Annotated in this window: 19 protein-coding genes; 12 read left to right on the top strand and 7 right to left on the bottom strand. The window is 63.3% G+C overall.

Annotation, left to right across the window (positions count from 1 at the left end; all coding sequences use genetic code 11):
* Nucleotides 1–55: 55 nt before the first annotated feature.
* The 3 genes from SB822_RS31445 to recG all read right to left on the bottom strand — a co-directional run bounded on the left by SB822_RS31445 (nucleotide 56) and on the right by recG (nucleotide 3,685).
* Nucleotides 56–190 carry a hypothetical protein gene (locus tag SB822_RS31445; RefSeq protein WP_007740270.1) on the bottom strand — a complete coding sequence of 45 codons (135 nt, stop codon included), beginning with the start codon at nucleotides 188–190 and terminating at the stop codon, nucleotides 56–58.
* Nucleotides 191–368: 178 nt separating this feature from the next.
* Entirely contained in the window at nucleotides 369–1,328 is a 960-nt protein-coding gene (locus SB822_RS31440) for a LysR substrate-binding domain-containing protein (RefSeq protein WP_086908952.1), read from the bottom strand.
* A 125-nt stretch (nucleotides 1,329–1,453) separates the two neighbouring features.
* Nucleotides 1,454–3,685 (bottom strand): ATP-dependent DNA helicase RecG, encoded by a 2,232-nt coding sequence (gene recG / locus SB822_RS31435; RefSeq protein WP_410856376.1) that lies wholly within the window; start codon nucleotides 3,683–3,685, stop codon nucleotides 1,454–1,456.
* Nucleotides 3,686–3,879: 194 nt separating this feature from the next.
* Here recG and queA point away from each other — a divergent pair, with 194 nt between their 5' ends.
* From queA to secF, 5 genes are all read left to right on the top strand, one after another.
* The gene (gene queA, locus SB822_RS31430; RefSeq protein ID WP_410856402.1) at nucleotides 3,880–4,941 is read left to right on the top strand and encodes a tRNA preQ1(34) S-adenosylmethionine ribosyltransferase-isomerase QueA; all 1,062 of its coding nucleotides are present in this window, start codon (nucleotides 3,880–3,882) and stop codon (nucleotides 4,939–4,941) included.
* A gap of 83 nt (nucleotides 4,942–5,024) precedes the next feature.
* Nucleotides 5,025–6,236, top strand: a complete 1,212-nt coding sequence (gene tgt / locus SB822_RS31425) for a tRNA guanosine(34) transglycosylase Tgt (RefSeq protein ID WP_007578636.1) — start codon at nucleotides 5,025–5,027, stop codon at nucleotides 6,234–6,236.
* A 188-nt stretch (nucleotides 6,237–6,424) separates the two neighbouring features.
* A complete protein-coding gene (gene yajC / locus SB822_RS31420; RefSeq protein WP_007578638.1) occupies nucleotides 6,425–6,754 on the top strand; it encodes a preprotein translocase subunit YajC in 330 nt (109 codons plus the stop codon).
* A gap of 121 nt (nucleotides 6,755–6,875) precedes the next feature.
* Nucleotides 6,876–8,918 carry a protein translocase subunit SecD gene (secD, locus tag SB822_RS31415; protein WP_410856375.1) on the top strand — a complete coding sequence of 681 codons (2,043 nt, stop codon included), beginning with the start codon at nucleotides 6,876–6,878 and terminating at the stop codon, nucleotides 8,916–8,918.
* Nucleotides 8,919–8,935: 17 nt separating this feature from the next.
* On the top strand, nucleotides 8,936–9,886 hold the full coding sequence (gene secF / locus SB822_RS31410) for a protein translocase subunit SecF (protein WP_007740261.1): 951 nt from the start codon (nucleotides 8,936–8,938) through the stop codon (nucleotides 9,884–9,886).
* Between the two features lie 104 nt (nucleotides 9,887–9,990).
* On the opposite strand, the gene SB822_RS31405 is transcribed toward secF, so the two are convergent.
* The 4 genes from SB822_RS31405 to SB822_RS31390 form a co-directional block, all read right to left on the bottom strand.
* Entirely contained in the window at nucleotides 9,991–11,268 is a 1,278-nt protein-coding gene (locus SB822_RS31405; RefSeq protein ID WP_410856374.1) for an MFS transporter, read from the bottom strand.
* Between the two features lie 999 nt (nucleotides 11,269–12,267).
* Complete coding sequence (locus tag SB822_RS31400) at nucleotides 12,268–12,837, bottom strand: YceI family protein (RefSeq protein WP_410856401.1); 570 nt, start codon at nucleotides 12,835–12,837, stop codon at nucleotides 12,268–12,270.
* A gap of 40 nt (nucleotides 12,838–12,877) precedes the next feature.
* Nucleotides 12,878–13,441, bottom strand: a complete 564-nt coding sequence (locus SB822_RS31395) for a YceI family protein (RefSeq protein WP_410856373.1) — start codon at nucleotides 13,439–13,441, stop codon at nucleotides 12,878–12,880.
* Between the two features lie 8 nt (nucleotides 13,442–13,449).
* Nucleotides 13,450–14,022 (bottom strand): cytochrome b, encoded by a 573-nt coding sequence (locus tag SB822_RS31390; RefSeq protein ID WP_007744607.1) that lies wholly within the window; start codon nucleotides 14,020–14,022, stop codon nucleotides 13,450–13,452.
* A gap of 379 nt (nucleotides 14,023–14,401) precedes the next feature.
* On the opposite strand from SB822_RS31390, the gene SB822_RS31385 reads away from it, so the two are divergent.
* The 7 genes from SB822_RS31385 to SB822_RS31355 all read left to right on the top strand — a co-directional run bounded on the left by SB822_RS31385 (nucleotide 14,402) and on the right by SB822_RS31355 (nucleotide 20,888).
* The gene (locus tag SB822_RS31385; RefSeq protein ID WP_086909628.1) at nucleotides 14,402–15,145 is read left to right on the top strand and encodes a paraquat-inducible protein A; all 744 of its coding nucleotides are present in this window, start codon (nucleotides 14,402–14,404) and stop codon (nucleotides 15,143–15,145) included.
* A 7-nt stretch (nucleotides 15,146–15,152) separates the two neighbouring features.
* Nucleotides 15,153–15,827, top strand: coding sequence for a paraquat-inducible protein A (locus SB822_RS31380; protein WP_410856372.1), 675 nt, complete (start codon nucleotides 15,153–15,155; stop codon nucleotides 15,825–15,827).
* On the top strand, nucleotides 15,824–17,461 hold the full coding sequence (locus SB822_RS31375) for an intermembrane transport protein PqiB (protein WP_410856371.1): 1,638 nt from the start codon (nucleotides 15,824–15,826) through the stop codon (nucleotides 17,459–17,461). Before SB822_RS31380 ends, SB822_RS31375 begins: the two co-directional genes overlap by 4 nt.
* Nucleotides 17,458–18,165, top strand: a complete 708-nt coding sequence (locus SB822_RS31370) for a membrane integrity-associated transporter subunit PqiC (protein ID WP_007744599.1) — start codon at nucleotides 17,458–17,460, stop codon at nucleotides 18,163–18,165. Before SB822_RS31375 ends, SB822_RS31370 begins: the two co-directional genes overlap by 4 nt.
* A 113-nt stretch (nucleotides 18,166–18,278) precedes the next feature.
* On the top strand, nucleotides 18,279–19,556 hold the full coding sequence (locus SB822_RS31365) for a class I SAM-dependent RNA methyltransferase (RefSeq protein WP_410856370.1): 1,278 nt from the start codon (nucleotides 18,279–18,281) through the stop codon (nucleotides 19,554–19,556).
* A 178-nt stretch (nucleotides 19,557–19,734) separates the two neighbouring features.
* A complete protein-coding gene (locus tag SB822_RS31360; protein WP_007744596.1) occupies nucleotides 19,735–20,118 on the top strand; it encodes a VOC family protein in 384 nt (127 codons plus the stop codon).
* Nucleotides 20,119–20,201: 83 nt separating this feature from the next.
* A complete protein-coding gene (locus SB822_RS31355) occupies nucleotides 20,202–20,888 on the top strand; it encodes a helix-turn-helix transcriptional regulator (protein WP_090835934.1) in 687 nt (228 codons plus the stop codon).
* Nucleotides 20,889–20,940 lie beyond the last annotated feature (52 nt).

Here is a 20,940-nt window from a genome sequence, read left to right as displayed (position 1 = left end):
TCCTGCTGATTCGGTTTTGGCTACTTCGAATGGGAACGAGACGTGCGGCGCGCCATCAGGCGGACAGTGCGCGATCGACGAGCAGCGAGAACGCGATGGTCCTGAAGCCGGACGCGTTGCTACCGCTCGATGCCGCTTGCTGCGGCGATGGGGAAACAGACTTGAACAGCGACGACGTGGATGGCTGCATGATTTCCTCCGTTTGTAGTGGTGGATCGCTGGGATCCATGGAGGAGATCTTATTGAAAACTATCGAAAACAGCGATTTGATTAATTTTATATATTCGATAGGCGCCGCCTCATGCAGAAGGCGGCAGGCGACGCAGCGGCAGCATCGGCTGCCCGTGCGTCGCGGCAAAGGCCGTTAATTAGTTGACGGCAGCGGGCAAATCCAGCTTCCTCACGCCCGGCAGATCGCAGGCCGCGATGGCGTCGCAGATCGCGTCGATGGCGGGCATCCGCGTGAAACTCTTGCGCCAGGCCAGCACGACGCGGCGGTCCGGCACCGGCTCGTCGAACGGCACGTAGCTGAGCAGCCCGGAATCGACGCCGCCCGCGTGCGGCTTCACCTCGTGCACCGACATACGCGGCAGCACGGTAATGCCCACGCCGCTCGCGACCATATGCCGGATCGTTTCCAGCGACGACCCTTCGAAGGTCTTCTGGATGCCGTCCGCGTTCTGCGAGAAGCGCATCAGTTCCGGGCACACGCCGAGCACGTGATCGCGGAAGCAATGGCCGCTGCCGAGCAGCAGCATGGTTTCCTGCTTGAGATCGCTCGGATCGATCTTGCTGCGCAACTCCCACGCGTGGCCCGACGGCAGCGCGACGACGAACGGCTCGTCGTACAGCGGGCGCAGCATCAGGCCCGTTTCCGGAAACGGCAGCGCCATGATCGCGACGTCGATCTCGCCTTGCTTCAGCAGCTCGATCAGCTTGAGCGTGTAATTTTCCTGCAGCATCAGCGGCATCTGTGGGACGCGCTTGATCATCTGTTTGACCAGAGTGGGCAACAGGTACGGTCCAATCGTATAGATCACGCCCAGCCGCAGCGGCCCAAGCAGCGGGTCCTTGCCCTGCTTGGCGATTTCCTTGATGGCGAGCGTCTGTTCGAGCACGCGTTGCGCCTGCGTGACGATCTGCTCGCCAATCGGCGTGACGCTGACTTCGCTCGTGCCGCGCTCGAAAATCTGCACGGTCAGCTCGTCTTCGAGCTTCTTGATTGCGACGGACAACGTCGGCTGGCTCACAAAACACGCTTCTGCCGCGCGGCCGAAGTGGCGCTCTCGCGCAACCGCGACGATATATTTCAGTTCGGTGAGGGTCATTGGGGACCAATCAGGGCGATGGATTCGATAGGTTTCTGTTATACACCTATGGGGCCAATTCGCCAACCTTCTAGCCGGATTTCAGCCGTTGTGCGGCGCGCAAGCGCTTCCACCCGCGGCCTTCATCACGCTTTCAGATACTGTTCGCGCGTGTTCAGCCAGCGCAAAAGATGCTGCGTGACGACGTTCGGATATTGCGCGAGCAGCGTCCCCGCCGCCTCGCGCGCTGGCTCGATTAGCCAGCCGTCGTTCTCCAGATCGGCGAAACGCAACATCGCGGCGCCCGACTGCCGTGCGCCGAGAAACTCGCCCGGACCGCGAATTTCGAGGTCGCGACGGGCGATTTCGAAGCCATCGGTGGTTTCGCGCATGGTTTGCAGCCGCGCGCGGGCTGTCATCGACAGCGGTCCGGCGTACATCAGCACGCACACGGACGCCGCGCTGCCGCGCCCCACCCGCCCGCGCAACTGATGCAGCTGCGCAAGGCCGAAGCGCTCCGCGTGCTCGATCACCATCAGCGACGCATTCGGCACATCGACGCCCACTTCGATCACCGTCGTCGCGACCAGCAACTGCACTTCGTTGCGGCTGAAAGCGTCCATGACGGTGGCTTTCTCGACGGGCGTGAGGCGCCCATGGACCAGCCCGACCTTCAGTTCCGGCAGCGTGGCGACGAGCGTCTCGTACGTTTCGACGGCCGTCTGCAATTGCAGCGTCTCGCTTTCCTCGATTAGCGGACACACCCAGTACACCTGGCGGCCCGTCAGTGCCGCCTCGCGCACGCGGCCGATCACTTCTTCGCGCCGCGCATCGGAGACGAGCTTGGTCAAGATCGGCGTGCGGCCGGGCGGTAGTTCGTCGATCGTCGACACGTCGAGGTCCGCGTAATAAGTCATCGCGAGCGTGCGCGGAATCGGCGTCGCCGACATCATCAACTGATGCGGCTGGAAGTCGCGCGCGCCGTCGGCGGCGTTGTGCGCCTTCGCGCGCAGCGCAAGCCGCTGCTCGACACCGAAGCGATGCTGTTCGTCGACGATCACGAGGCCGAGCCGCGCGAATTCGACCGCGTCCTGAATGATCGCGTGCGTGCCGATCACGAGTTGCGCGGTGCCGAGTGCGGCGGCTTCGATCGCGCTGCGCTTTTCCTTCGTCTTCAGACTGCCCGCGAGCCACGCGACCGACACGCCGAGCGGCTCCAGCCAGCCGCGCAGTTTGCGCGCGTGCTGCTCGGCGAGGATTTCGGTCGGCGCCATCATCGCGGCCTGATAACCGGCGTCGATGGCCTGCGCGGCGGCCAGCGCCGCGACGACCGTCTTGCCGCTGCCGACGTCGCCCTGCAACAGGCGCTGCATCGGATGCGGCTGCGTCAGGTCCTGCGCGATTTCCGCGCAGACGCGCTGCTGCGCGTTGGTCAGCGCGAACGGCAGCGTCTGCAGCAGACGCGAGACCAGAGACGCATCATCCGTGGCGGCGCGGCGCGGCATCGCGGGCGCGGCGCGCGTGCGGCGCTCCTCGTGCGCGCGCTTGAGCGACAGCTGCTGCGCGAGCAGTTCCTCGAACTTGATGCGCGTCCACGCGGGATGCGTGCCGTCGATCAGCGCCGTCTCGTCCGAATGCGAATTCGGATGATGCAGCGTGCGCACAGCGTCCATCAGTTGCGGAACATCGAGCGGCTTCAGATATTGCCGCTCGACGGGTTCCGGCAGCAGTTCGGGCAGCGACGTGCGCGCCAGCGCGTTATCGATCGCCTTGCGCAGATACGCCTGCGAAACGCCCGCCGTGCTTGGGTAAACGGGCGTGAGCGCCTGTGGCAGCGGCGTGTCTTCATCGACGACGCGCACGGCCGGATGCACCATCTCCATCCCGAAGAAGCCGCCGCGCACGTCGCCGCGCACGCGCAGCCGCACGCCGATCGACATCTGCTTGACCTGCGAGCCGTAGAAATTGAGGAAGCGCAGGATCAGTTCGTCACCCGCGTCGTCGCGCATTTTCACCAGCAACTGACGGCGCGGCCGGTACGCGATCTCGTTGTCGTACACCACGCCTTCCGTCTGCGCGATGCCGCCCGGCAGCAATTCGCCGATCGGCGTGAGCGAAGTTTCGTCCTCGTAGCGCATCGGCAGATGCAGCACCAGATCGATATCGCGCGTGAGGCCCAGCTTGGCGAGCTTGTCGGCGGTTTTGGCGAGCGTGGGTTTTTTCGCGGCGGGCTTTTTCGTGCCTTCCGCGCCTTCCGCAGCAGGCACGCCGGGCTCCCGAGTCACATCCGCATCCGCCTTGCTCCGGGCGGCGCGGCGCTTCTTCGGGGCGCTGTCGTCGTCGGTTTCGAGAGGTGAACGGGTGTCGGACAAAGGCATGAGTCGCTTCGCAAGTACAATATCGGCTTCAGAAGTTTTACGGCCAGTGCGCGCGAGTGATGCGCGCACGCAGGGCCGCTGCGGCAATGTCCCGCAATCATAGCCGCTCGACGGGCGCTGTCGTAGACGCTGTTGAATCAGCCGCGCGTTCGTCCGGGGGCAATCCCGTCAAGTACCGCATCAAGCCAGTCCGCATGTTCACGCTTTCCGATTTCGATTTCGACCTGCCGCCCGAGTTGATCGCGCAAGTCGCGTTGCCCCAGCGCAGCGCGAGCCGCCTGCTCGAAGTGAACGGGCAAACCTCGCCCGCGACGCTCGCCGATTGCCGTTTTGCCGATCTGCCCGACTGCTTCGAGTCCGGCGATCTGCTCGTCTTCAACGATACCAAGGTTCTGAAGGCGCGCTTCATCGGCCAGAAGGCCAGTGGCGGCAAGATCGAAGTGCTGATCGAGCGTCTGACGGGCGAGCGCACCGCGCTGGCGCAGATCCGCGCCAGCAAGAGCCCGGCCGCGGGCACGACGCTGCGCCTCGCCGATGCGTTCGACGTCACCGTCGGCGAACGCGTCGAGCCGTTCTACACGCTGCATTTTCCCGACGACTGCCTGACGCTGATCGAGCAATTCGGCCGCCTGCCATTGCCGCCGTATATCGAGCACGACCCCGACGCGTTCGATGAAACGCGCTACCAGACGGTCTACGCTCAGAATCCGGGCGCCGTCGCTGCGCCCACGGCCGGCCTGCATTTCGACGATTCGATCTTCGCGCGCCTCGACGCAAAAGGCGTCGAGCGCGCGACGCTGACGCTGCACGTCGGCGCGGGCACGTTCCAGCCGGTGCGCGTCGAGAATATCGACGAACACAAGATGCATAGCGAGTGGTATCAGTTGCCGCAATCGCTGGTCGATAAAATCGCGGCGACCAAGGCGCGCGGCAACCGCGTGATCGCGGTCGGCACGACGTCGATGCGCGCGCTCGAAGCCGCCGCACGTGACGCTGACACCGCCGGAAGGCCGCTCGCCGCGACCAGCGCCGAGACGGATATCTTCATCACGCCGGGCTACCGCTTCCGCGTGGTCGACCGGCTGGTGACGAATTTCCACTTGCCGAAGTCGACGCTGCTGATGCTCGTATCGGCGTTCGCGGGCATCGAGACGATCCGCGCGGCGTATCGGCATGCGATCGACGAGCGATACCGGTTTTTCAGCTACGGCGACGCAATGCTGCTCACGCGCCACGACGACGCGCTTAACGCATAATCCATCACCCGCCGCCGGACACCTTCCGGCGGCGTTCTTCAATTGCGCCGGACTGTTCTTCGGTTGCACGGGAGTACCAGAAGATGACCGACGGTCATAACACCACCGCACGCGCCGACCACGGCGCCTACCTTGGCGACCACGTTCGCCCCGACAACGGCCTCAAATTCGAGCTGCTCAAAACCGACGGCCAGGCGCGCCGCGGCCGTCTGACGCTCAATCACGGCGTGGTCGAAACGCCGATCTTCATGCCCGTCGGCACGTACGGCACCGTCAAGGCGATCCAGCCGCGCGAACTCGAAGAGATCCACGCGCAGATCATTCTCGGCAACACGTTCCATCTGTGGCTGCGCCCGGGCCTCGAAACGATCGCGGCGCACGGCGGCCTGCACGGCTTCATGGGCTGGAAGCGGCCGATCCTCACCGACTCCGGCGGCTTCCAGGTCTTCTCACTCGGCGACCTGCGCAAGATCACCGAAGACGGCGTCACGTTCGCGTCGCCGATCAACGGCGACAAGCTGTTCCTGTCGCCGGAAGTGTCGATGCAGATCCAGAAGGTGCTGAACTCGGACATCGTGATGCAGTTCGATGAATGCACGCCCTACGCGACCAACGGCGTGCCGACCTCGCACCAGGACGCCGCCGATTCGATGCGCATGTCGATGCGCTGGGCAACGCGCTCGATCGACGAATTCAACCGGCTCGGCAATCCGAATGCGTTGTTCGGCATCGTCCAGGGCGGCATGTTCGAAGACCTGCGCGACGAATCGCTCGCGGGGCTGTCGGAGATCGGCTTCCACGGTCTGGCGATTGGCGGCCTGTCCGTCGGCGAGCCGAAAGAAGACATGATGCGCGTGCTGAACCATATCGGCCCGAAGCTGCCCGCCGACAAGCCGCACTACCTGATGGGCGTCGGCACGCCGGAAGACCTCGTGGCGGGCGTTTCGGCTGGCGTCGACATGTTCGACTGCGTGATGCCTACCCGCAACGCGCGCAACGGCTGGCTCTTCACGCGTTTCGGCGACATCAAGATCCGCAACGCTACGCACAAGAATTCGGTGCGCCCGCTCGACGAGCAATGCGGCTGCTACACGTGCCGCAATTTCACGCGCGGCTATCTGCACCACCTGCATCGCGTCGGCGAGATTCTCGGCGCGCAGCTGAACACGATCCACAATCTGCACTACTACCTCGAACTGATGCAGGAGATGCGCGACGCCATCGACGCGCAGATGTTCGACGCCTTCAGGAAGCTGTTTCACGAAAACCGGGCGCGCGGAACTGAGCAAAGTTAAACGCGGCGTCAGAGGGCGCGTAAAAACCGTTCTCCCACATAGCGCATCAGACATTACAATTAACTTTCGGAATATCGGCAACCCCCTTGACAAGCCGTCAGGAAAACCCGTTCCGGGTGCCGTCCAGCAAATGGCCGGTGGTAGAATAACCGGCTGATTTTTTTGATTGTTATAACGGAGAGACCAACGTGTCGTTCATTACCGATGCCTTCGCGCAAGGCAGTGCAGCTGGTGGCGCCGAATCGAGCCTGATGAGCTTCCTGCCGCTGATTCTGATGTTCGCGGTGCTGTACTTCATCATGATTCGCCCGCAAATGAAGCGCCAGAAAGAACACCGCAACATGCTCTCCGCCATGGCGAAGGGCGACGAAGTCGTGACGAACGGCGGCATCGTCGGCAAGGTGACCAAGGTCGGCGAAGCCTACGTTGGCGTCGAAATCGCAGAAGGTACGGAAATCACCGTGCAGAAGTCGTCGGTGACGACCATTCTGCCGAAGGGCACCCTGAAGTCGCTGTAAGGCCTGCTCTCTCGCGTCCGGCGCGGCCTCGCGTCGATCGAAGCAAACCACGCATGCTTCTGCCCGCCGCGCTCATCGCCGGACGCATCGCTTTCAAGCCAACCTCCCGTTGGACCACCCCATGAATCGTTATCCCCTCTGGAAGTATGTCGTGATGCTGGTGGCGCTCGTCATCGGCCTCGTGTACACGCTGCCCAATTTCTTCGGCGAAGCGCCGGCGGTGCAGGTGTCGAGCGGCAAGGCAACGGTGAAGCTCGATTCGACCACGCTGTCGCAGGTCGAAGCGGCGCTCGCATCCAGCCAGATCAAGCCGGACGACGTCACGTTCGACAATTCCTCGCAGAACGCGAACATCCGCGTGCGTCTGAAGGACACCGACACGCAGCTGCGCGTGAAGGACCTGCTGCAAAAGTCGCTCAATAGCGACCCGAGCGATCCGCAGTACATCGTCGCGCTGAATCTGCAGAGTGCGTCGCCGCGCTGGCTGACCGCCCTGCACGCACTGCCCATGTACCTCGGTCTCGATCTGCGCGGCGGCGTGCACTTCCTGCTGCAGGTCGACATGGCAGGCGCGCTGAACAAGAAGCTGGATTCGGACGCATCGGATGCGCGCACGCTGTTGCGCGACAAGGGCATCCGCGATGGCGGCGTGAACCGCGTCAACCAGTCGGTGGTCATCAATCTGGCGGACCAGGACGTCGCGGACAATGCGCGCAAGCAACTGACGACGGCCGTCTCCGAGCTCCAGTGGGCGACGCAGCCGAACCCGGCAGGCGGCTTCCAGGTGGTGGGCACGTTCACGCCGGCCGTGCAGAAGACGGTCGAGGACGCGGCGCTCAAGCAGAACATCACGACGCTGCATAACCGCGTCAACGAACTCGGCGTGGCCGAGCCGGTGATCCAGCAGCAAGGCTCCGACCGCATCGTCGTCGAACTGCCGGGCGTGCAGGACACGGCGAAGGCGAAGGACATCATCGGCCGCACGGCGACGCTCGAAGCGCGCCTTGCTGACCCGAACGGCCTGCATCCGAACCCGGGCGACCCGGTTCCGGCGGGCGACGAACTCTTCACGCAAGGCAACGCCGCGCCCGTGCTGCTGCGCAAGTCCGTGATCTTCACGGGCGACCGCATCATCGACGCATCGGCGGGTTTCGACGAGCATCAGCGTCCGTCCGTCAACATCCGTCTCGATTCCGCCGGCGGGCGCGCGGTGCGCAGCGTGTCGCGCGACAACATCGGCAAGCCGATGGCGATGGTGCTGTTCGAAAAGGGCAAGGGCGAAGTGCTGACGGTCGCGACGATCCAGTCGGAACTGGGCGACCGCTTCCAGATCACCGGCCAGCCCACGCCGCAAGCCGCAACCGATCTCGCGCTGCTGCTGCGCGCCGGTTCGCTCGCGGCGCCGATGGACATCATCGAAGAACGCACGATCGGCCCGAGCCTCGGCGCGGACAACATCAAGAAGGGCTTCCACTCGGTGGTGTGGGGCTTTGCGGCAATCGCCGTCTTCATGATCGCGTACTACATGCTGTTCGGTTTGATCTCGATGATCGCGCTGTCGGTGAACCTGCTGCTGCTGATCGCGATTCTGTCGATGCTGCAGGCCACGCTGACATTGCCGGGCATTGCCGCTATCGCGCTCGCGCTCGGTATGGCGATCGACGCGAACGTGCTGATCAACGAGCGCGTGCGTGAAGAACTGCGCAACGGCGCGCCGCCGCAACTGGCCATCCAGAACGGCTACGCGCATGCATGGGCGACGATTCTCGACTCGAACGTGACGACGCTGATCGCCGGTCTTGCGCTGCTCGCGTTCGGCTCGGGCCCCGTGCGCGGCTTTGCCGTCGTGCACTGTATCGGCATCATGACGTCGATGTTCTCGGCCGTGTTCTTCTCGCGCGGTCTTGTGAACGTGTGGTACGGCGGCAAGAAGAAACTGCAATCGCTCGCGATCGGCCAGGTGTGGAAGCCCGCTGCCGCCGAGGGCGCAACGGCTTATCTCGACAACGCGGACACGGAAACCGACACGGCTCGCGCGATCGCCGCAGCGACGGCGCCGAAGGCCAAGACGCCCGCCGGTGCCGCGAAAGCCCAGGCTGCCAAGCCGACGCTGCGCAACCGCAACGCGCCGGGTGGCACGAACAAACCGGGTTCATCCCGCTGAGTCCCGGAGAAGAGAACATGGAATTTTTCCGCATCCGTAAAGACATTCCGTTCATGCAGCGCGCGTTGATCTTCAACGCGATCTCGCTGCTGACGTTCATCGCCGCCGTGTTTTTCCTGCTGCATCGCGGGCTGCATCTGTCCGTGGAATTCACGGGCGGCACCGTGATCGAAGTGCAGTATCCGGGCGCCGTGCCGCTTGAACCGGTGCGCGAAACGCTGTCGAAAATCGGCTACGCCGACGCTCAGGTGCAGAACTTCGGCACCTCGCGCGACGTGCTGATCCGTCTGCCGTTGAAGCGAGGCCTGAGCTCGGCGCAACAGAGCGACCAGGTGATGTCCGCGCTGGCGGGCCAGGATTCGAACGCGAAGCTGCAGCGCGTCGAGTTCGTCGGCCCGCAGGTCGGCAAGGAACTCGCCACCGACGGCCTGCTCGCGCTCGCGTGCGTGGTCGCGGGCATCGTGATCTATCTGTCGTTCCGCTTCGAGTGGAAGTACGCGGTCGCAGGCGTGATCGCAAACTTGCACGACGTCGTGATCATTCTCGGCTTCTTCGCGTTCTTCCAATGGGAGTTCTCTCTGTCGGTGCTGGCTGCCGTGCTCGCGGTGCTCGGCTACTCGGTGAACGAGTCCGTGGTTATCTTCGACCGGATTCGCGAAACCTTCCGCCGCGAACGCAAGATGAGCGTGATCGAAGTCATCAACCACGCAATCACGAGCACGATGTCGCGTACGATCATCACGCACGGCTGTACGCAGATGATGGTGCTGTCGATGTTTCTGTTCGGCGGCCCGACGCTGCACTACTTCGCACTCGCGCTGACGGTTGGTATTCTGTTCGGTATCTACTCGTCGGTGTTCGTCGCGGCGGCGCTGGCCATGTGGTTGGGCGTCAAGCGTGAAGACCTGATCAAGGACAAGAAGGAACGCCACGATCCGAGCGATCCGAACGCGGGCGCGCAGGTTTGATCGAAAGCGTCTGATACTTCGGAAGCAAGGTGAAAGCAAAAGGCCGGTTCGATGATGAACCGGCCTTTGTCGTTTACGGCGTCTGCGCTAACGCGTAACCCGGTTCACCGAAAGCCCAACTTGCGACGCGCCGCAATCAGCGCGATCACGCTCAACACGGCGGCGAACATCAGATAGAAGCTCGGTGCGATTTTCGAGCCCGTCGCCTGGATCAGCCACGCAATGATGAACGGCCCGAAGCCGCCGAAAATCGTCACCGCGATGTTATAGGCGAGCGACATACCCGTCGTGCGCGTCTGCACCGGGAAGATTTCCGACAGCAGCCCCGGCAATGAGCCGAAGTACGCGGTCATCAGGAAGCCGAACACGATCTGCATGGCGATCAGCGTGCCGAAGGTCGGATGCGCGACGAGATAGCTGAACGCCGGACAGATCAGCAGGAACAGCAGCACGGCGGGCACGAGCATGATGCGTACGCGTCCGTGACGGTCGGACAGATGCCCGACGATCGGCGAGCACACCAGCTGGATCACGCCCACCAGCGCAATCGCCGCGAATGCGACCGATGGCGCGAGACCCAGCTGCTTGATCGCGAAGGTCGGCATGAACAGCACGAGATACGTCGATACCGTGCCGAGCACGACGATACCCATGCCGATAAAGAGCCGCAGTTTCTGGCTCGCGAAGGTATCGCGGATCGGCGTGGTAGTGGTTTCGGCGGCGAGGAACTCGGGGGTCTCGTCGAGCTGCGTGCGGATGTACCACGCGACAGGCCCGATCAGCAGGCCGAAGAAGAACGGCACACGCCAGCCCCAGGATGCCATCTGTTCCGGCGACAACTTGCCTGTCAGCACCATGCCGAACAGTGCGGCGAGCAGCGTCGTCAGGCCTTGGCTCGCGATCTGCCAGCTGGCGAAATAGCCGCGCCGCCCCGGCACATGCTCGGCGAGAAAGGCCGTTGCGCTGCCGAATTCGCCGCCCGCCGAGAAGCCCTGCATCAGCCGCGCGACGACGAGAATCAGCGGGGCCGCGAGACCGATCGACTGGTACGTCGGCAAGACCGCGATGATAAGCGTGCCCACCATCATCAGCAGGATCGAGAGCGTGAGCGCGGCCTTGCGCCCTGCCCGGTCGGCATAGGCGCCGAGCACGATCGCGCCGAGCGGGCGCATGAAGAACGACACGCCGAAGGTGCCGAGCGTCAGCAGTAGCGACACTGTGTCGTTGCCGGCGGGAAAGAACAGCTTCGAAATGACGACAGCGAAGAAGCCGTAGACGACGAGGTCGAACCATTCCAGCGCGTTGCCGATCGACGCGGCGACCACCGTGCGCCATGTATCGGGGCGGGTTTGCGCGGTGCTCGCGGCTAGTGTTGAACTCATTGTGGATCTCCAGGTGCGCGCGGGTAGTCGTTATTGTGGCGATTGGCGTTGGACGCCCGGTCCTTTCATTTTGCCGGTTCGATGCGCGCGCAACCGATCCGGCGTATTCGTTCATATGTACCGGAAAAATTAAGTCTGCACGAGGGGGGAGAAGTGCCAGGGCACTCGGAGTTTTTTGCGGTTCGCAATGGGGTTGGGATTGCATGCGCGATGTGGTTTGCCTGGGTTTTTGCTGGCATCCGCGATGTGCCTTCGTGCTTCAAGCGTTGCCCCTGTGCGGGGCGGCACCTACTTTTCTTTGCCGCCGCAAAGAAAAGTAGGCAAAAGAAAGCGGCTAACACCGCCAGCCCGTGTTCTTATCCACGGGCCCCCAACGTCCCCATGCTTCACACGGCAGTGCCCTGGCTGGTGCTCGTTGCCAACGCTTGAATGAACGCCTCACCCGCTTCGAATACCCGTACCCGGGCCAGCGGCAGCGAATGGTGTATGCCGCCCAGGTGGCAAACTGTGTGTAGGTTGTCGCAGCGTATAGCTTAGCGCTCTTACATGGTGGGACGCGTGCGCTATCGGTCTGGAGTGAGATGCGTGCAGTACGACGGCCTACACACAGTTTGCCACCTGGGCGGCGTTGGACTATCTGGCACGGCATGCCGGATTGCGGGCGCGTGAAGCGGGTGATGCGCACCGCAAGAGCGTTGGCAACGAAGGCGAACAGGAAGGTTGCCGTGTGAAGTGTCGGACCGGTTGGGGGTCCTCAGGCAGGGAGAAATGTTGGCGGTGTTAGCCGCTTTCTTTTGCCTACTTTTCTTTGCGGCGGCAAAGAAAAGTAGGTGCCGCCCCGCACAGGGGCGACGCTTGAATGGCAAACACCGTAGCGCGGATGCCAGCGAAACCACAAGCAAACCAAACCAGCCGCGCCACGAAGTCAAACCGCAGATGCCAGCGCCAAGCCTCAAACACCAAACCGCTTGCGCAGCAAAAGCCAAAAAACCGAAACCGTTATTGCTTGATCCCTTCAGCCTGAATATGCAGCACAGTCTTCATGCTAAATCCATATTTAGTACCAAAGTCCATCCCATAGTCAGCGCGACTAAACTCCCCCGTCGCCTCGACACCGCACACCTCACGCTTGAGCACAGGATGCTGAATACACTTGAACGATTCGATCTTCAGATTCAACGGCTTCGTGACGCCTTTCAGTGTGAACTGACCATCAACAGCAACAGGCGTATCGCCATCAAACTTGATCGCCGTCCCTTTGAAGGTCGCTGTCGGATACTTCGCCACATCGAAAAAATCGCCGGAATGCAGATGCTCGTCGAGCTTCGTATTCCCCGTCTGGATCGAAGACGTATCCACCGTGACATCCACCGTGCCCGTCTTCGCGGCACGATCAAGCGTCACCGTGCCTGAGCTTTTCGTGAACTTGCCGCGCCACGTCGACACCCCACCCATGTGGTCGGCCTCAAAGCTCGGATAGGTATGCGTCGGATCGAGCTGATAAGTATCGGCGGCATACGCGCCTGCCACCATCGACGACGCCAGCGCGCCAGCCACCACCAAGAGCATCGTTTTCAATTCATTCTCCTTTCTGTCTGGGTGCTACGGTTCACTTGCCTGCGGCGACGATATGAAACTTGATCGTCACGTCATCAGCGACCACCGACGTGTCCTTCCATTCCCCCGTGCCGATATCGAACTGCGACCGCTTGACGGTCACAGCACCGTCATACACCTGCGCGGCGCCCTGCTTCGTCACCGTGACGGGCACCACGACCGTCTGCGACTTGCCTTTCATCGTCAGCTTGCCTGTCACCTTGAACTGGTTGTTGCCCGCTGGGGCGATCGCGCTCGAGACGAAAGTGGCCGTCGGAAAGGCTTTCGAATCGAACCATTCCTTGCCGCGCACCTGCTCGTTATAGCTTTCGTCGCCGAGATCGTAGCTCGACGAATCGACCGTGACCTGCGCGCTGCCTGCCGCCGGGTTTGCCGGATCGAACGCAATCTGCGCGGTGAACTTGTTGAACTTGCCTTCGACAGGCACGTTCATCTGCTTCGAGATCGCCGTGACCGTGCTCTTGCCCATGTCGACCTGCGCGAACGCGCCGCCCGACGCGGTCAGCGACGCCGCCGCAAACGCGGCGAGCATGTAGCGATAGAACGATACCTTCATGTTTGTCCTTATTTGAGGAAAGGGATCATGCGCGACAACAGGCCGTCGCGATCGAGAATCTGATGCTTGAGCGCCGCCAGCACATGCAACACGACCAGCACTAGCAGCGTGTAGTTCAACGTGATGTGAACGGACTTCAACACTTCCTTCAGATGCGGATCGGGCGCGATCAGGCGCGGCAGCGGCACGAGCCCGAGATAGACGACGGGCACGTTCGCCGCGGAGCTATACAGATATCCCGACACGGGAATCGCAACCATCAGCACGTACAACAGGAAGTGCGTGAGATGCGCGATGCCGCGCTGCCATTTGGGCATGTGCGAGGGCATCGGCGGCGTGGCATGCGTCGCGCGCCACAGAATGCGGATGATGACCAGCGCGAACACGGTCACGCCGATCCATTTATGCCACGAAAAGTATTTGAGCTTGGTCGGCGTGAAACCGGGGATGTCCGTCATCACCCAGCCGAGGGCGAATCCGCAGACGATCAGCAGCGCGATCAGCCAGTGCAGCGCGATGGCCGTCGATGTGTATGACGAACCGCGCGCGGAAAACGAATGAAACGAAGAGGTATGTGCCATGACAGATCCGACGCCAACATGAAAGTTAAACGACCCGGGCGATGCCATTATTCCGCTCGCGTCCGGCATCGGCGCCAACGGTCTGCGCGGCGCTCATCGTACCGCAAGCGGCGGTAACTGGCCGACACCATTACGCGCGGCGCGGAACTTGCTATTTCCGCGTGAACCGATGCGCACCGCATCTGTCGGACAAAGCCTGCGACGGGCCGCCGATCGCTGCATCCGCCTTCCCGGCCGCAAGCGCCCACCTGTACGGCGTCACCATAGCGAGCTTTGATACTATTGCCCCCGGGCCGTGACGTGCGAGTCACTTGCGCGGCAACAATCTGTAAGACACCGACCGCAACCACGACAACAACATCGTTTCCCGATTGCCTGCATGGAACATGACCACCTGATTGCCTGTCACGAATGCGACGCGCTGTTCCAGAAGCCGCGCCTTGGACGCGGGCGGATTGCGCGCTGCCAGCGGTGCGGCGCGATGCTGTACTGGAGCGCATCGGGTCGGCTGGACGGCATTACGGCGATGACGGTCGCCGCGCTGATCACGTTCCTGATCGCGCAGGGCTTCCCCATCGTCGAGCTGGAGACCAACGGCATCACGTCGCAGACGAGTCTGCTCGGCGCCATTGTCGCGCTGTGGGACGAAAACATGCAGATCGTCGCCATCATCGTGTTCTGCTCGACCACGCTCTTTCCGCTCACCGAACTGCTCGCACTGCTCTATCTGCTGCTGTCGATCCGCGCGGGCTATCTGCCGCCGCTCTTCAACCAGGTGCTGCGCGCGATTCAATTCGTGCGCCCGTGGGGAATGATTGAAGTCTTCATGCTCGGCGTGCTGGTGACGATCGTGAAGATGGTGAGCCTCGCGCGCGTGATTCCGGAAGCCGCGATGTTCGCGTTCGGCGCGCTCACGCTGATGTTCGTCGTGGTCGTCACGTTCGACCCGCGCACGCTGTGGGATGTTGCCGAAACACTCGGCGTGCTGCAGGCGCGGCGCGAACGGCATGCACGCGAAGACGAAGCGGGCGGCGACATGGATGGCGGCACGCCCGACGGTCGAGACGATCGCGCGGCAGGCGCACCGGACGTCGACGGTTCGACCGCACCGCACCGGGGATGACGGGCCGATGAAATACACCACGGCCTCGCGCGCCGGTCTGGTCGCCTGTCACGCGTGCTCGCGCGTGCAGCCGCGCTTACGCACCAAAGAGCAGCGCTGCACGCGCTGCGGCGCGATCCTGCACCGTCGCAACCCCGATAGCCTGATGCGCACCTGGGCGCTGCTGATCGCAGCCGCCGTGCTCTACATTCCCGCGAACCTGCTGCCCGTGCTGCACACGACCTCGCTGGTCGGCACGGAGGACGACACGATCATGAGCGGTGTCGTCTACTTCTGGACATCGGGCGACTGGCCGCTGGCGATCATCGTGTTCGTCGCGAGCATTCTCGTGCCGATGCTCAAGCTCACGGTGCTGGCGCTGCTGACCATCACCGCGCAACGCCACTCGCGATGGCGGCCGCTCGAACGCACCAAGCTGTACCGGATCGTCGAGCGCATCGGACGCTGGTCGATGCTCGACATCTTCGTCATCACGCTGACGGTCGCGCTGGTGCGCTTCAAGTCGCTGGCCGTCATCACGGCGGGACCGGGCGCGCTCGCGTTCGGCTCGGTCGTGATTCTGACAATGATCGCCTCGATGCAATTCGATCCACGCCTGATCTGGGACGACGTGGACAAAGACCCTGGCGACGCCGCCCCAAACAAGCCGAAAAGCCGTAAAACCTCAGGACCCGAAACATGAATAGCCCTCAAGCGCCGACGCCACCTTCCGGCCCGCCGAAGAACGACCCCGTGCCCGAGCCCGAGATCGTCACTAAACGGGGTTGGCTGCCTTCGCTCGTCTGGGTGATTCCGCTGATCGCGGCGCTGATCGGCGTCGGGCTGGTCGTGAAGTCGGTGCTCGAAAAAGGGCCGACCATCAACATCAGCTTCATCAGCGCGGAAGGGCTCGAGCCCGGCAAGACCAAGGTCAAGTACAAGGACGTCGACATCGGCTTCGTGAAGGCAATCAAGCTCGCGAAGAACCACTCGCGCGTGAACGTCGAAGTACAGTTGACGAAGGAAGCCGAAGACTTCGCGGTGAAGGACAGCCGTTTCTGGGTCGTGCGTCCGCGCGTCGGCGCAAGCGGCGTGTCGGGGCTCGGCACATTGCTGTCGGGCGCGTACATCGGCGTGGACGGTGGACGCTCGACGGAAACCCAGACGCAGTTCGTCGGCCTCGAATCGCCGCCCGCCGTCACCGCCGACCAGAAAGGCCATCAGTTCACGCTGCGCGGCGAATCGCTCGGCTCAATCGATATCGGCTCGCCCGTGTTCTACCGGCGCGTGCAGGTCGGCCAGGTGACGGGCTTCTCGCTCGACAAGGACGGCACGGGCGTCACGGTGCAGGTGTTCGTCAGCGCGCCGTTCGACCAGTACGTCGGCACGAACTCGCGCTGGTGGCATGCGAGCGGCGTCGACGTGCGGCTCGATTCGGGCGGCTTCAAGCTGAACACGCAGTCGCTGGCGACGGTGATCGTCGGCGGGCTGGCGTTCCAGTCGCCGCCGGGCCAGGCCGTCGGCGTGCAGGCGCCGAACAACATGACGTTCCGCCTCGGCTCCGACGAAGCCGACGCGATGCGTGAGCCCGACGGCGAACCGGTGCGCGTCGTGATGAACTTCAACCAGTCGCTGCGCGGGCTGTCCGTCGGCGCGCCCGTCGATTTCCGCGGCATCGTGCTCGGCCAGGTGACGAACATCGGCGTCGAATACGATCCGCAGACGAAGAACTTCAACATGCCCGTCACGATGGATCTCTATCCTGACCGCCTGCGCCGCCGCTCGCGCGGCCAGCCCGTGCCCGAATCCGGCACGGAAGCAAGCCAGAAAATGCTGCTCGCGCTCGTCAATCACGGCCTGCGCGGCCAGCTGCGCACGGGCAACCTGCTGACGGGCCAGTTGTATGTGGCGATCGACCTGTTCCCGAAAGCGCCGAAGGCAACCGTGGATATCACGCGCGACCCGATCGAGCTGCCGACGATCCCGAACTCGCTCGACGAACTGCAACTGCAGATCGCCGATATCGCGAAGAAACTCGATCAGGTGCCGTTCGATCAGATCGGCAACAACCTGAACGCCGCCCTGAAGAACGCCGACCACCTGTTCACGCAGCTCGACAAGGAAGTGCTGCCTCAGACGCGCGACACGCTTGCGGCCGCGAAACAAACGTTCGGCTCGGCGGAAGCGACGCTGCAGCAGGACTCGCCGCTGCAATCCGATGTGCATCAGGCGCTGCAGGAACTGACGCGCACGCTGCAGTCGCTGAATGCGCTGTCGGACTACCTCGAACGCCATCCCGAATCGTTGCTGCGCGGTAAATCAGGAGACAAGCCATGACGTTTGCACGCGTCCCCCGAACGATGCGCGCCGCCGCGCTTTCTGCCCTGCTGATTGCCGCGCTGGCCGCTTGTTCGTCGCCGCCGAGCCACTTCTACACGCTCTCCGCAGGCGACCCGTCACCGGATGCCGTGCGTACCGCGAGCAACCCGGCGTTCCTGATCGAAGTGCCACCCGTCGACGTGCCGCCGCAAGTGGCGAAAAACCAGTTCGTCGTGCAAACGGGACCGACCCAGGTGCAGGTGCTCGAACAGGAACGCTGGGCGTCGCTGCCGGGCGACGAGATCCGCCGCGCGTTGTCCAGTTCGCTGACGCAGCAGTTGGGCACGATCGACGTGTATGGCTCGCCGTATCCCGACCGTGTGCCCGTCTATCGCGTCAGCGTGAACGTGCAGCGCTTCGAGTCGTGGCCCGGCTCGCGCGCGCAGATCGACGCGGTGTGGAGCGTGCGCGCCGTGCGCACGCAGGCCGTGCTGACTTGCCGCAGTGTGGTCAGCGAGCCTGTTTCGGGCGGCTACGATGCGCTTGCCGAAGGGCATCGGCGTGCGGTCCAGCGGATTGCGACGGAGATCGCGGCGGCCGTGCGCAATCTCGCGGCGGCCCCGGCGCGCGGCGCGGCTGTGACGTGTCCGGCATCGACCTCGGGGCCGTCCGCTGCCCCGTCAACCGCGCCGTCAGCCTCGAATACGGCAACGAAGGGCTGACGGACGTAGGCCCGCGCGGGTAGCGCATCGCGCCCGTGCGCGATACTTGCCGCGAGGCACGGCGAGGCGACCGCGTACAATGTCGCCTTAATCAACGCCATGCGGCAATCTCCATGTCCTTCGAATTTTTCATTCCCTGCCCGCGCGGCCTCGAAGCCGCGCTCGCCGCCGAACTCGCCGAGATCGCCGCGCGTCATCTGAACGGTGCGCCGTTCGCGGCTGGCGCGCAGGTGCCCGGCGGCGTGCACTTCAAGGGCGGCTGGGCAGCCGGCATGGCCGCCAACCTGCATTCGCGGATCGCGAGCCGTGTGCTGCTGAAGATCGCGCATCGTCCGTATCGCAACGAGCAGGACATTTACGGCCTCGCGCTCGAGCAGAGCTGGGAGCAGTGGTTCTCGGCAAACGAGACGCTGCGCGTAGACGTCACCGCGATCAAGTCGCCGCTGCGCAGCCTCGAATTCGCGACGCTGCGCGTGAAGGACGCCATTTGCGACCGTCTGCGCGACAAGACGGGCGCGCGTCCGAGCATCGACACGGGCTCGCCCGACGCACGCGTGTTCGCGTTCCTGACGGCCACCGACTGCACGCTTTATCTCGACACCTCCGGCGAGCCGCTCTTCAAGCGCGGCTGGCGCCTGGACAAGGGCGCGGCGCCGCTGCGCGAGAATCTCGCGGCGGGCATCCTGCGGCTGACGGGCTGGACGCCCGGCACGCCTTTGTATGACCCGATGTGCGGCAGCGGCACGTTCCTCGCGGAAGCGGCTCAGGTCGCGCTGAACATTGCGCCGGGCGTCGAACGGCGCTTCGGCTTCGAGAAGTTCAAGCAGTACGACGTGTCGGCATGGCAGACGCTGAAAGTCGCCGCGCAGGACGCGAAGCGTGCGGCACGCACGGGCCGCGGCGATCTGCTGATCTTTGGCAGCGATATTTCCGACAATATGCTCCAGAAGGCGCGCGCGAACTTCGAACGTGCTGGTTTTCCGGCGCTGCCGTTGAAGCAGATCGATGCGCGCAACATGATGCCGCCTGCGGGCGAAGCGGGCATTCTCGTTGCGAATCCGCCTTACGGCGAGCGGATCGAAGTGCGAGGTCCACGGGGCGAGATTCGCAATACTGGGCGCGAAGAAGGCGGCTTCCGTCGCGTGGAGAGCGAAGAAGCGCCCGACATGACGGAGTTCTTCCAGTCGTTCGGGGATGCGCTGAAGAAGCGCTTTACCGGGTGGCATGCGTTTGTGCTGACGTCGGATCGGAAGCTGCCGGGGCAAATGCGGTTGCGGGAGTCAACAAAGACGCCGTTGTTCAATGGCGCGCTCGAATGCCGGCTGTTCCGCTTTGATCTGATTGCGGGCAGCGTCAGGCAAAGGCCGGCGGCGGATGGGCCGAAGGAGTAAGCGGCGAGTTTTTCGATTGCCGGTCGCAAGAGAAGCGGGCTCAACGCCCGCTTTTTTGTTGTTCGCGTTTCTGATTTCCTCAACGCTACTGACAGAACGCTGTCAGTAGCCCGCCCGCACACTTCTCCTACGCCATCCGGCGACACACACGGCTCACCGCCATCAACAGGAGAACGTCATGTCAGCACAAATCAATCGCGCTATTGCCTGGTTCGAGATTCCTTCCGTCGATTTCGAACGCGCCGTCCGCTTCTACGAGGCCGCGCTCGATACGAAACTACGCCGCGAAGATTTCGGCATGCCAATGGCCGTCTTCAGTTACGACGAGCCGTCGACGGGCGGCTGCATCGTGCAGAGCCCGACGCTCGAACCGTCGCAGACGGGTTCGCTCGTATATCTGGACGCGCGCCCGACCGTCAACGCGACGCTCGAACGCGTGAAGCGCGCTGGCGGCAAGGTCGAAGGCCCCGCCGTGCAGTTGCCGCACGATATCGGTTGGATTGGCTTTTTCACCGACACCGAAGGCAATCGTATCGGCCTGCATTCGAAGACCAACGAGTGAAGTGACGCGCAACGCGGCGGGAGTGCGTCGTGCGGCGCTATCATCGCGGGAGATTCCCCGTCTATTTCCGGGAGACCCCCACGATGACGCGTCGCGCCGACCGCCTGTTCCAGATCGCCGAACTGTTGCGCGGCCGGCGGCTCACGACCGCGCAGCAACTTGCCGATTGGCTGCACGTGTCGCTGCGCACCGTGTATCGCGATGTGCAGGATTTGCAGTTGTCGGGCGTGCCGATTGAAGGGGAACCGGGCATTGGTTATCGCTTGAGCCGCAGCGCGAGTTTGCCGCCGCTCACCTTCACGGCCGAAGAACTGACGGCGCTCGCTGCCGGCGCGCGGATGCTCGAATCATGGGGCGGCGAGAGTATGGCGGCGGGTGCGCGCGGAGCGCTGGCGAAGATTGCTTCGGCTATGCCCGCTGACAAGCGGGCCACTATTGATAGGCTGGCGTTCTTTGCGCCGTCGTTTCATGTCGATGGGAATGTGTCGGTGATTGTCGATACGCTGCATCGCGCGATTGATTCGCGGCGTGTTGTCAGCTTTGCGTATCTAGACAAGAACGGCGCCGCGACACAGCGGCGTGTGTGGCCGCTTGCACTCGCTTACTGGGGGGCGAGGTTTACGCTTGGCGCGTGGTGCGAATTGCGGGGGGATTTTCGACATTTCGCGCTTACGAATATTGACCAGCTTGATGTGCTGGAGCCATTTCCTGATGTCGAGGGGAGGCGGCTTGCGGATTTTATGCGGAGTATTGGGGTGAGGCCTCGGTAAGGGCCTTCGCGGCGCGGTCGATGCCTTTCGGTGCTCTGTCTTTGCAGTGGCA

The organism is Paraburkholderia sp. SIMBA_054 (assembly GCF_046534875.1).
GTDB lineage: Bacteria > Pseudomonadota > Gammaproteobacteria > Burkholderiales > Burkholderiaceae > Paraburkholderia > Paraburkholderia hospita.
Note: the sequence above shows the minus strand (reverse complement) of the source record. Positions and strands in the feature narration are given on the sequence as shown.